Annotated in this window: 7 protein-coding genes; 3 read left to right on the forward strand and 4 right to left on the reverse strand. The window is 62.5% G+C overall.

Going from position 1 to position 12,425, the window contains the following annotated elements:
- Window positions 1–58: 58 nt before the first annotated feature.
- A complete protein-coding gene (locus ACIPO9_RS23885) occupies window positions 59–1,168 on the reverse strand; it encodes a 2-aminoethylphosphonate--pyruvate transaminase (protein ID WP_400783899.1) in 1,110 nt (369 codons plus the stop codon).
- Window positions 1,169–1,279: 111 nt separating this feature from the next.
- On the opposite strand from ACIPO9_RS23885, the gene ACIPO9_RS23890 reads away from it, so the two are divergent.
- Window positions 1,280–2,137 carry a LysR substrate-binding domain-containing protein gene (locus ACIPO9_RS23890; RefSeq protein ID WP_400783900.1) on the forward strand — a complete coding sequence of 286 codons (858 nt, stop codon included), beginning with the start codon at window positions 1,280–1,282 and terminating at the stop codon, window positions 2,135–2,137.
- Between the two features lie 98 nt (window positions 2,138–2,235).
- Here the strand turns inward: ACIPO9_RS23890 and ACIPO9_RS23895 are convergent, their stop codons facing one another.
- The gene (locus ACIPO9_RS23895) at window positions 2,236–3,120 is read right to left on the reverse strand and encodes a LysR substrate-binding domain-containing protein (RefSeq protein WP_400783902.1); all 885 of its coding nucleotides are present in this window, start codon (window positions 3,118–3,120) and stop codon (window positions 2,236–2,238) included.
- Window positions 3,121–3,410: 290 nt separating this feature from the next.
- Here ACIPO9_RS23895 and ACIPO9_RS23900 point away from each other — a divergent pair, with 290 nt between their 5' ends.
- Together ACIPO9_RS23900 and ACIPO9_RS23905 are read left to right on the forward strand one after the other, a co-directional pair.
- Window positions 3,411–4,730: an MFS transporter gene (locus ACIPO9_RS23900; RefSeq protein WP_400783904.1), complete on the forward strand. Its 1,320-nt coding sequence runs from the start codon at window positions 3,411–3,413 to the stop codon at window positions 4,728–4,730.
- A 127-nt stretch (window positions 4,731–4,857) separates the two neighbouring features.
- Window positions 4,858–10,107 carry a dermonecrotic toxin domain-containing protein gene (locus ACIPO9_RS23905; protein WP_400783905.1) on the forward strand — a complete coding sequence of 1,750 codons (5,250 nt, stop codon included), beginning with the start codon at window positions 4,858–4,860 and terminating at the stop codon, window positions 10,105–10,107.
- A 12-nt stretch (window positions 10,108–10,119) separates the two neighbouring features.
- Here the strand turns inward: ACIPO9_RS23905 and ACIPO9_RS23910 are convergent, their stop codons facing one another.
- Together ACIPO9_RS23910 and ACIPO9_RS23915 are read right to left on the reverse strand one after the other, a co-directional pair.
- Window positions 10,120–11,271 (reverse strand): acyl-CoA dehydrogenase family protein, encoded by a 1,152-nt coding sequence (locus tag ACIPO9_RS23910; protein ID WP_400783906.1) that lies wholly within the window; start codon window positions 11,269–11,271, stop codon window positions 10,120–10,122.
- A gap of 2 nt (window positions 11,272–11,273) precedes the next feature.
- Complete coding sequence (locus ACIPO9_RS23915; protein ID WP_400783908.1) at window positions 11,274–12,371, reverse strand: enoyl-CoA hydratase/isomerase family protein; 1,098 nt, start codon at window positions 12,369–12,371, stop codon at window positions 11,274–11,276.
- Window positions 12,372–12,425: the final 54 nt, after the last annotated feature.

The following is a 12,425-nucleotide window of genomic DNA, read 5'->3' on the forward strand; positions in this document are numbered from 1 at the left end:
CCTCAAATTCGTAGCGAAGTCAGGGTGTCAGATCAGGGTTTCAAACAGGTGGCGAGGTTCAGATGTCCAGCACTTCCATTTCCCGCAGCACTTCGCCGATGGCGTCCACGGCGGCCTGCATGCCCTTGGCGTCCACGTGGCCGATGCAGCCGACGCGGAAGGTTTCGACCTGGGTCAGCTTGCCGGGATAAAGGATGAAACCCTTGGCCTTGACCCGCTCGTAGAAGTCCTTGAACTGGTAGCGCGCATCGCGCGGGGCGTGGAAGGTAACGATGATCGGCGCCTGGATCGCGGCAGGCAGGAAGCTGCGCAGGCCCAGTTCGGCCATGCCATCGAGCAGCGCCTTGCAGTTGTCGACATAACGGGCGTTGCGCGCAGGGAGGCCGCCTTCTTCCTTGTATTGCAGCAGCGCCTCGTGCAGCGCGGCGACCACGTGAGTCGGCGGGGTGAAACGCCACTGGCCGGTCTTGGCCATGTAGGTGTACTGGTCGTGCAGGTCCATGGCCAGCGAGTGCGGATTGCCGGCAGCGGCGTCCAGCGCCTCTTTGCGGGCGAAGACGAAGCCCATGCCCGGCACGCCTTCCAGGCATTTGCCGGACGCTGCGATCAGGGCGTCGAACGGGACTTTCGCAGCGTCCACCGGCAGCGCGCCGAAGGAACTCATGGCATCGATGATCAGGCGCTTGCCGGCCCGGGCGATGACCTCGGCGATTTCCGGCAGCGGGTTGAGGATGCCGGTGCTGGTCTCGCAATGAATCAGCGCGACGTGGGTGATGCGTGGATCGGTCTGCAGCATCGTTTCGACGTCGGCAGCGGTGGTCGGCTGGTCTTCGGCAGTTTCAAACGTGCAGAAGTCGCGGCCCAGCACCTCGCAGATTTTCGCCAGGCGTTTGCCGTAGGCGCCGTTGATCAGCACCAGCACTTTGCCGTCGCGGGGCACCAGGGTGCCGATGGCCGCTTCCACGGCGAAGGTGCCGCTGCCTTGCAGGGGGACGCAACGGTGGGTTTCGTGGCCGTTGATGATGTCCAGCAACTGCCAGCACAGGCTGGCGGTCAGCTTGTTGAAACGGTCGTCCCATGAGCCCCAGTCGACCATCATCGCCTGACGGGTGCGGGCAGAAGTGGTCAGCGGGCCGGGAGTCAGCAGGATCGGTTGCGCAATGCTCATGGGCGTGTCCTCGAAGCGTCAGGGGATCGGAAGCGACGGGCATACGTTGACCGCAGGCGAACTATCAATCAAATTGCTTGTTGTTATCCGAACTATAAGTCAGGTCGATTCATGAACCTCTTCCAATTGCGTGCCTTCGACGCCGTCGCCCGGGAAGGCAGCTTCACCCGCGCCGCGGCACGCCTGTTCATCAGCCAGCCAGCGGTCACCGGGCATGTGAAGGCCCTGGAGGATCACTACCAGATCACCCTGCTGCGACGAACGGCGCGGCGGGTCGAGCTGACCGACGAGGGCATCAAGCTGGCAGCGATCACCCGGGCGATGTTCGGCATGGCCGAAGAGGCCCAGGCAATGCTCGAAGCCAACCGGCAACTGCTTACCGGGCGGCTGGAAGTCGCGGCGGACGGGCCGCACATGGTGATGCCCATGCTGGCCCGGCTGCGCGCGAAGTTTCCGGGGATCACGGTCAATCTGCGTTTGGGTAACGCTCAGGAAACCCTGGCAGCACTGGTGTCGGAACATGCGGATGTCGCGGTGCTCACGGAGGTGGAGTCGCGCAAGGGCATGCATCTGCAGAGCCTCGCGCAGTCGCGAATCTGCGCCTTGCTGCCTGCGCGGCATGAGTGGGCAGGCGAGGGCGAGATTGCGCTTGAGCGGCTGGATCAGCAGATCATGGTACTGCGCGAACCGAGTTCGATCACCCGCCGCACCTTCGATGAGGCCTGCTCGCTGGCCGTGGTCGGGCCGCGGGTGCTGCTGGAGCTGGACAGTCGCGAGGCGGTGACCGAAGCGGTGGCGGCGGATCTGGGCATCGGTATCGTGTCATCGGTGGAGGTCAGCCACGATCCCAGGGTGGTGGCCTTGCCGCTTGCGGGGGAGGGACTGCTCAATCAGCATTTCATCGGCTGCCTGGAGCGGCGTCGGGAGCTGCGCTTGATCAAGGCGTTTTTCGATTTGGCGGTTATTTGAATCAGCCCCGGTCCTGTAGGAGTGAGCTTGCTCGCGATGGCGTAGTGTCAGTCAGCGAGTCCGGGGCAGACGGATCGCAGTCGCGGGCAAGCGCGCTCCTACAGGGATGAGGATGCCAATCCTTCATTCACCATCTCCAGAAAAGTCGCCACCACCCGCCGCGAGCTCTGCTCGGGCAGACACACCAGCGTCTCGGTCATGCGCCGGGTGCAGTCCAGAATCGGCAGGGCGATCACCCGTGAATCGGCGCCGAACTCCGCGGCCGACACCACCCCCACGCCGATCCCCACCACCACTGCCTCGCGGGCCGCTTCACGCCCCTCGACCTGAATCGCCGGACGGATCTTAAGGCCCAGGCGGTTCATTTCTTCTTCGACGATCTGCCGCGTGACCGAACCCGGCTCACGCAGCACCAACGGCGTGTCGTGCAAGTCCGCCAGGGTGATCGAGCCGCGGCTCGCCCAAGGATGACTCAGCGCGACGAACGCCACGAACGGGTCGCTGCGCAGCGGAATCGACAGCAGCCGGTCATCGCTCACATCCCGCCCGAGCAAGGCCAGGTCGGCCTGATAGTTGAACAGCCGGTGCAGCGATTCATCGGTGTTGCCGGTTTCGATCTTCACCGTAATGCCGGGGTAACGCTCGCAGAACCGGGCGATCTGCGGCAGCACGTGCACGGGCGCGTCCACCGCCAGGGTCAGGCTGCCGGTTTGCAGGGCCTGGGAATCCTGTAGCAGTTCCTGCGCTTCCATTTCCACGGCGAACAAGCGTTGAGTGATGCCCAGAAGGCGTTCGCCCAGGTCGGTGAGCTTCACCGAGCGCTTGTTGCGATGAAACAGCATCACCCCGTAACGCTCTTCGAGTTTGCGCACCTGATCGGAAATCGCCGGCTGGGTCAGGAACAGCTTTTGCGCGGCAACGGTGAAGCTGCCGTGCTGGGCGACGGCGTGGAAGGCTTTCAACTGCGCGTGGGACACCGACATGCAATCACCTGTTACAAGCTGAACTTATATTTGAAATACGATAAATCGATTTCACTTATTAGTCTGCACTTGCTTTGATCCCCTCCAGCCCAAAGGCCAGTCGTGAGACGACTGGCCGGTCGAGGCCATGAGCGACCACCGGGTGTTGTGTGCACGCGGCACACCGTTGGCGACTCATCTGACCATTCGCAACCCATCAAAAGGCGGCGAATGCCGTGCTTACACCAATAAGAACACAGGCGTTATTCCTTAGATTTCTGCCGGCACACTCAACCCCGAGGTCAGATCCAATGAACCATACCGTCGCAACGATAAAGCGCTGGCGCGTGCAGATCTTCGCCATCACCTGGCTTGCCTACGCTGCTTTCTATTTCACCCGCAAAGCCTTTTCGGTGGCCAAGCTGGGCATCGCCGAAGACCCGACGTTTCACCTGGACAAGATGGCCATGGCGAACATGGACGCCATCTACCTGGCTGCATATGCCGTGGGCCAGTTCACCTGGGGCATGCTCGCCGACCGCTTCGGCCCGCGGGTGGTGGTGCTCGGCGGCTTGCTGATTTCCGCCGCAGCCGCGGTGGTCATGGGTAGCTTCGCCACGCTGCCGATCTTTGCCACCTGCATGCTGATCCAGGGCCTGGCGCAGTCCACCGGCTGGTCAGGGCTGTGCAAGAACATCGGCGCGTTTTTCCCGGCCATCCAGCGCGGGCGGGTGCTGGGGCTGTGGAGTTCCTGCTACGCCTTTGGCGGCCTGGTGGCCTCGCCGTTTGCCGGCTGGTGGGCCTATGACCTGATTGGCACCTGGCACGCGGCGTTCTTTTCCAGCGCAGCGGTGGTGGCTTTTGTGGCGTTGCTGTTTTTCATCTTTCAGCGCAACACGCCCCAGGATGTCGGCCTGCCAGCCGTGGAGCCCGAACCCGAGTTGAGTGCGGCGCAACTCGATGCGCAGAAGGGCATGAGCGTCTGGACGCCGCTCAAGGAGATCCTGCGCAATCGCACGGTGCTGACGTTGGGCCTTGCGTACTTCCTGCTCAAGCCGGCGCGTTACGCGATTCTGCTGTGGGGCCCGGTGATCGTCTTCGAGCAGATGCCGAATGTCGGCAAGGTCGGCGCCGCCATCGTGCCGACTGCATTCGAACTGGCCGGGCTGCTGGGACCGATCATGATTGGCCTTGCCTCGGACAAACTGTTCGGCGCCCGGCGTATGCCGGCCTGTGTCTTGAGCCTGGTGGCGCTGACCGTTGCGCTGGGCCTGTTCATGGGCGCGATGCACACCGGCAGCGTGCTGTTGGTGGTGGCGCTGTTGTTCGTCATGGGCCTGACGCTGTACGGGCCGGATTCGATGATCAGCAGCACTGCCGCCATCGATTTCGGCACCGCCAGAGCCGCCGCGACCGCCTCGGGTTTCGTCAACGGTTGCGGCTCGGTGGGGGCGATTCTCGGTGGTTTGCTGCCAGGTTATTTCGACACCGTGACGGTTTTCATCGTCTTCGCTGCCTGCGCGCTGGTCTCGGCACTGGTGCTGATCCCGCACTGGAATAGCCGCCCGGCCATGGTCGAACTGCCTGAAGCACAAAACCCGGCGCAGGAATTGAAGGCACTGCGTACCTGATCCATTGAATCGCAAATGTCGACGCGCATGTACAGCATTATGTAGCGCAGGCGGTACGACGTTTCTCCATACGCTCCTGTCATGAATGCCCGCCCGCTCCGGGCGGGCACAATGACCAGGAGCAGACATGCCCGACATTACACCCGAGTTTTTCCAGCGCGAGGCGCTCAAGCGTCGCTACATCGATGAACTGGCCGCTGCGCGTCAGAAGAAACTGTTCAGCCCCACCGAACACACCTGGCTGCTGGGGCCGGCACGGCCTGCGGTCGAGAACGATCCAGACCCGGTGCGCGTCGACCGGCTGATGCGTGGCGACGGCTCGGCCAACCCGTTCGAGCTGTCGGCCGCGCTGTTGTTGAGCCACACCGATACCGCCAGGCCTCAGGTCTACCTGTTCAGCCTGAGCAGGGGAGTAGAGGCTTACGCCGATCGTCATGCCTTGCTGGCCATGTTGCGCGACCGGTTCGCCAAGGATGACCCCAACGCCCTCTTCGAATTCGAGCGCCTCGAGGGTGACCCGTTCAAGGCCCAGGCGCTGACGTGTATCGATCATCAGGTCGAACAGATGGGGCGAATGAGCGCTGAGTTGTGCAAGATGCCCAGCCTGTACGATGCCTCGACGGCCTCATTGAAGCGGCAACTGGAAGTGGTATTCCCGCAGCTTGCGATCGACCCGTATACGCACCTGCTGCGCATCGTCATCGACAAGGGCACCAACGCCGACAAGATCATCATGACTCAGACTCTGGCCGAGGCGGTGTTTGACCAGTATCGCGGTGCCACTGTGGTCAAGGGCTGCAGACGGCAGTTTCTCGACCTGCAAGGGGCAATCGTCGGCACCGCCGATGCCTTGCTGTACACCCAGGCAATGGCTGATGCGGTTACAGGGGTCAACGAACACTACGCCAAGCTGCTCGACAACTACTGGTTGGCACCGGTGAGCGCCGATCACATCCACACCCGCAAGGACATGGCCAATGACTGCTTCAGCGCGAGCTTGCTCCGTCATCTGGACGTGCGCGCTCGCGATGCCAACCTGACACCGGCTACGTTGAGGGCACTGAGGTCGGTGTTGCGCTGGGCAATGGACAATACCACCGAGCAGGCCGCCACCCCGTGCTGGAAGTTGACGCTGCAGGCCGGAGAAGGCGCGCCGTTGCCTCTGGCGAGCACCTTTGTGGTTCAGCCACGTATGGACGGCGATCAATCGTTGATATGGTTCGCGCCGGATCAGCAATTGACGGTATTTGCCGATTGGGCGGCGCTGACTGCTCATCTTACCTCGGTCCAGGGGTTGGAGCAGCTTCGTCCTGCCCTCGCGCTGGATGATCTGCGAGCCCTGCCGGCAGAAGCAGTCATGCGGGTCGAGCAGCACGAGATCCTGACACCCCTGATCGCCGAGCGGGTGGCTTCGATCATCGCAATGCAGGCGCGCAACCTGGAGTACGTGACGCAGTTGTCCACCACGGGTGATGCCTGGGTAGCGATGATCGATGATGCATTGGACGTCCGTCAGTTGCTTGATCCCGGACAGCAGGTCCTTGGAGCACGACGCTGGCATTCAGAAGCCCGTGACTTCCTGCGTACCTGGCACACGCCTGCGCCTGACCCGGTCCCACCACCTGGGCCGCTGCCACAGATCGACGAAGACGCTGAGCAGGCGGTGGATCCGGAGTCCGGGCTCGACGAGTTCCAGATGCCCACCTGGGTCGAGCAGACGCACCTGCTCGAAAGCCTGTCGATCTCCCTGCGCCAGACCAGTAACGTGCTGCTGGATTACGCCTCCCAGGTCTTGCAGCCCTACCTCTGCGTGCTGTTCGGGCCACAGGCGCGGGCCGAGGACCTGTACGTGAGCTGGAGCACCAAGGCCGCCGAGGGCGACTCGACGCAGTTGGTCAGCTTCGATGTGAGGACCTTGCTGCTGGATCGGGTGAGTGGCCATCGGAGCTCGCCATTGCCTGTCGATGCGCAGATCGTGCAGGGACGCGGGACCACGTTCCATAGTCCGCCCGCCGAGGTCATCGACCACATGCTGGGCAAGGTAGCGACAGGTTTTGCCTCGGCGTATATCCAGGCGTTCCAACAGTCCAGAAGCGGGTTGCTGCGCCATGAGGACCAGGCGATTCAGCCTGCGCGAACGGCGATCAGCCTGCGCCAGGACTGCATGCGTCTGGACCTTGCACTGAGCAAGCGTCAGGGCTGGACGGACCCGCTGGCGTTCGACATGGTCACTCAGGTTCTGGATTATCCGGCCCTTTCGTTGCGCCCCCGCACGGCAATGATGGTGCAGGCGTTCACCCTGTCGCTGGTCTTCGCCAAGTCAAACGCCATGCTGACCGACACCCTGGTGGTGATGCGGCCGGACGATCCCGACAGCGCCGTGATGTTCTGGAGCGGCGCGGGCGGCTGGCAGCAATTCACCTCGATCCAACGCTTGAAAGATGCGCTGCTGCGCAAGTTGCGCAGTGAGGATCGGGACGGCTGGTTACAGCGCCTTGGCGACGGTGACAGCGCCGACCTGCGTCAGCACCTGAACGCCTCCGCCACCAACGGGGCGCAGGTGCACCTGCATATGGTAACCCAGGACATCGCCCAGGCACTGACGCAGCATGCACTGGCCCGCCAGCAGCAGGATCTGCAACAGCTCTGCAAGCGTGTCGAGCGCTGCGCACTTGAGGCGCAACTGTTTGCCCGGCTGGCGGGGGCGGCCGAAGTCGATGGGCAATTGATCGAAACCCTCGACGGATTGTGGACGCGAGTCAGCACCACCTTGTTCGAAGAGATGCTGCCCGAGTGGTTGACGAAGGTGCCGCTGGAAGACCTCAAGGTGTTCCGCGACATGGTCCGCCGCTATTACGCAGCAACCGACGGCGGCAAGAAGTTTCTGGTGGATCTTCCGACGGTGCACGATTACGCCGCGAACCAGTTGAAGGCTCAACTTGCGCTGGACTTCCCCGGTCACACGATCGACCCTGACAGGGTAACCGTGACCGCGCGGCGCTACCTGAGTGCATTGCCGCCGCCGGGACAGATGCCATCGATGGTCCCTGCCGCGACCCTCAAGAAAAGCGAATCGCTGACACGCTACGCCATCAACCGTTTCAGGCACGAGCAGGAATCAGCGCTCAGTGTCGAGTCCGCAGACCCTGAGGTCGTGCGCCTGCTGACGCCTGACCACCTGCGCAATATGGTCAGGACACTGGATGTCGGCAGCGGTTATCTGGCACTCCTGCGCAAGTCACTGGGTGCTGCGGACCCGGGATATTCCGAGCGCAAGCGCCTGTTCACCGACCAGTTGCCGGCCATGCTGCTTTCGCTGGCGCTGGAGCAGAAATTCAAGGGCCAACTGAGCGACAAGGCCTACCAGTACGTCTTCCAGGTGTTCGAGATGCCTGACGGCATCGCCCGTGAGCCGATCGACAAGGTCGATGTGATTATCAGCCCGCTTCAACTGGTGCCTGACGCTGGCATGTCGCCCGATACCGTGTGCGGTATGTACCTGATCTGTGCGGCCGGAGCCGAGCAGGGGCCGCTGGTGTTGTTCACCCTGCTGCATCCCACGCTCATGTTCCGCGAGTTCAGTGACATGGCTGCGCTACTTGCTGCCATGCGTACCGAGCTGCCTCTGCAAAAGGTTCTGCTTGACCGGGTAGCCTCTGCCGCTCACTCACGCTATGACCATGGCGGGTTCGTCGAACCGCACCTGCCGTTCAGCGTTGAAACCGACGACGTACCCGTGCGTGCCCCGGGCCCCGTAACCCTGGACGTGGCGCCCGTCAAAGGCAATGTGGTGCAGTTGATGTTCCAGGACACCATCATGCTGCTGGATGAAAACAGCGTGGCCGCCATCGTGACCAATGCACAGGAAGACCAGGCAGGGCGCGAGTTTCTGGGGTTGCTGGGGCTTGAGCAACTGCTCATGCTACTGCCGGGCCGCTTGGCCACTCTGGTGGCGCTCTGGCAGAGCACCGGGCTGTTTCAGGCTTCTGCTGTTTCGGCATTAGGGCATCGGTGGGGCGAGGCACTCTCGGAGTTCTGTGCCGCGTTGGGAGTCCTGGTTTCGGCCCGTGAGCAAAAGATCAAGCAGGATGTTCTGCATGATCGACATGGCAACCGCCTGGAGTCGGTCAGCGAGGAACCGGAAAGCAAACCCGGATCAGGGTGGAGTCATGAAGGGCTGACGGTTGAACAGGTTCACCGGCTCAGCTCGCTGGAGGCCAGGAATGTGGCCCTCAAGGACATGGATCACGATGCCCTGTTGAACATTTACAAGAGCCGAACCGGCGAGGTGCCCTATGCCGTTGTGAGCGGCAGGGTGTATCAGGTCGCACATATTGCCGAGGAAGGTTACTGGCAGATCGTCGGTGCCGATGGCTCCCCCGGGCCCAGGCTCAAGTCCGACAGCCACCAGCATTGGCTAGTGGATCTGCAAATGCGCCTGCGAGGAGGAGGCGGGTTCACCAGCCGGTTCCGTGAGTCACGGATCATCAGCAGCGTCGAGAACACCATCACCATCGAAGCCAGTGGGATGCCTGAAATCAGGACGCTATACCGCGACCGCGCCAGACGGATCGGCCAGGCGCATCTTCACACCATGCGGATGCTGGAAACCTGCCTGGATAACCTGCAGGCACCCAAGGCCGGGCAGCCACACAATCCACAGGTCATGCGGATCATACAGGCGTTTTTCGGGGTGACCGATGTACTGCCCAGCTTGCTCGCCACAACCGAAAACACGATAAGGACGCTGTTCGCTGCGGTGATGGATCCTTCGATGTCGCCTTTCAGTTCGCCGCGTTACGTCGTGGGCACCACGCGTCCTGGCTTCGAGACAGTGACGGCGTTCGTGATGAAGAGTGATCCGCAGCGACGGGTGTTCCTGACTGAAAAATTCTTCCATCCGATGCTGTCAGCACTCAATGCAACTGCGGCATCGGAAGGTTTCAACGAGGGTGTCCACCACAGGGCGGCGAACCTGATCCATGAGCTGAGCCATCTGGTGCTCGACACCGAGGATATCGCTTATCTGGATTCTATGCTGCCGTATCCGGACTTGCTGGCGCAGGAAACTCCAGCGCAAATCTCCTTTCAGCGAAGAGTGACGCTGCTGCGTGAACGACGCCTGTCGGCTCAGACGCCCAGGGATAGCCTGTTCATGATCTCTACCGGCGGGGTCAGGCGCGCCCTGCAGGCTGACGACGGCCCGGCGTACTTTGCGATCCTGAGGCTGACCGGGGCTCGCGACCTGGTGCAGGCTCGTCAGCGGTTTCTCGCTGATGAGGACGTCAGGATAAGGGTCCTGATGGGCAACGCCGACTCGGTGACATTGCTGGTGCTGCTGTTGGGGCGTAACAGACTGGTGCCGCCAAGCCCCTGACAGCGTCACCGACTAGAGGCTGTAATGACGCAGCTCGCGGGCGATCAGCAAGCGCTGGATTTCGCTGGAGCCTTCGTAGATCTGGGTGATGCGCGCATCCCGGTAGTATTTTTCCACCGGGTAGTCTTCCAGATAGCCGTAGCCGCCGTGGATCTGCACCGCCTTGGAGCAGACCCACTCGGCCATCTCCGAGGCGAACAGCTTGGCCTGTGAAGCCTCCGACAGACAGGGCCTGCCCGCCGTGCGCAAGCGTGCGGCGTGCAGGACCATCAGGCGCGAGGCGTTGATCCGCGTGTGCATGTCGGCCAGCAGATTGGCAATGCTCTGGTGTTCGATGATCGGCTTGTCGAACTGCACACGCTCGCGTGCGTAAACCAGCGCCGCTTCAAACGCGGCGCGGGCGATGCCCAAGGCCTGCGCGGCAATGCCGATGCGCCCGCCTTCAAGGTTGGACAGGGCAATCGCCAGGCCCTTGCCGCGCTCGCCCAACAGGTTTGCTGCCGGGATGCGGCAGTCGCTCAAGGTCACCGCGCAGGTGTCCGAGGCGCGAATGCCCATCTTGTGTTCCATGCGATCGACTTTGTAACCGGGGTTGTCGGTGGGCACCAGAAACGCCGACAGGCCCTTCTTGCCAAGCTCGGGGTCAGTCACCGCAAACACGATGGCCAGTTGCGCACGCTTGCCGTTGCTGACGAACTGCTTGGCGCCGTTGAGCACCCATTCCCCGTCCTTGAGTTCGGCCCTGGTGCGCAGGTTATGAGCTTCGGAACCGGCCTGTGGCTCGGTCAGGCAGAAGCAGCCGATGGCCGCGCCTGTGGCGAGTTTCTCCAGCCACCGGGTTTTCTGATCTTCACTGCCGTAATTGAGAATCGGCCCGCAGCCCACCGAACTGTGGACGCTCATCAGCGTGCCGGTGGCGGCGTCGCCTGCGGAGATTTCTTCGACTGCCAGCGCATAGGCCACGTAATCGATGTAGGTACCGCCCCATTGCTCGGGGACGATCATGCCCAAGAGGCCCAGCTCGCCGAGCTTGGCCACCACGGCATCGTCGATCCAGCCGGCGGTTTCCCAATCTCTGGCGTGAGGGGCGATTTCATGGCGGGCGAACTCACGCGCCATGTCGCGGATCATGATCTGTTCTTCGGTCAGTTCAAGGTCTTGCATGGTCAGGCCTCATGACCGCTGAAGAAGCTCGCCACGTGTTCAGGGTTCAAGGCCTGGACTGAGGACGGGCTCCATTGCGGTTTCTTGTCTTTGTCTACGATCAGGGCGCGAACGCCTTCGATCAGGTCGCCTCGTTCAAACCACTGGCGGTCCAGGTGCAGTTCAAGGCTGAAGCAGCTCTCGAGCGGCAGGTGGCGCCCGCGACGCAACAGCTCAAGCGTCACGGCCATGGCCAGCGGGGAACGGGTTTTCATCAGGTTGGCGGTGTCGACGGCCCAGCGGTGGGTATCGACGACCGTGACTTCCAGCAGTTGTTCGATGATGCTCGGGATGTCCGGCAGGGCAAAGAAGTGGTCGATGGCCGGGCGTAGTTTTTCCAGCGGCGGGTCCGGCAGTTGTTGCACCGCGACCTTGGCCAGCGCGCCCTGTAGATCCTTGAGCGGGGTCAGTGCCCACTTCAGGTTGTCGAACTGACGGTCCAGGTCATCGAGCCGGGCGCTTTGCAGGTACCAGTCGGCCAGGCCGCAATACAACGCGTCGGCGGCCTGGATCTGCACGCCGGTCACGCCCAGGTAGATCCCCAGCTCGCCCTGGACCCGGGGCAGGAAATAGCTGCCGCCGACGTCGGGGAAATAGCCGATGGCCACTTCCGGCATCGCCAGGCGGCTGCGTTCCGTGACCACCCGCAGGTCCACGCCCTGCGCCAGCCCCATGCCACCGCCCAGCACGAAGCCGTCCATCAGGGCCACGACGGGTTTGCGGTACTGATGCAGGGTCAGGTCCAGGGCATATTCTTCGACGAAGAATTGCTGATGGTGGGGCAGGTTTTGCTTGTAGCTGTCGTACAGCGCACGGATATCACCGCCGGCGCAAAAGGCCTTTTCGCCGGCGCCGCGCAGGACTACGGCGTAGACCTTGTCATCGTTTGCCCAGTGGTCGAGTTGTTGCTGCAGCTGGCGGACCATGTCCAGGTCGATGGCGTTGAGCCCTTGCGGGCGATTGAGGGTGATGTGCCCGATGTGGTTGCGTACTTCGGACAGAACGGCGTCGCAGGCCGGTTCCTGACCTGAAGAGTGGGCCGATACTACCTGTGCCGTCATTGCAGACTCCCTGTTGCTTCTTGTTCTCGTTCAGGCGGCCAAAAACCAGCCGCG

The organism is Pseudomonas sp. NPDC090203 (assembly GCF_044746765.1).
GTDB classification, from domain to species: Bacteria; Pseudomonadota; Gammaproteobacteria; order Pseudomonadales; family Pseudomonadaceae; genus Aquipseudomonas; species Aquipseudomonas putida_AD.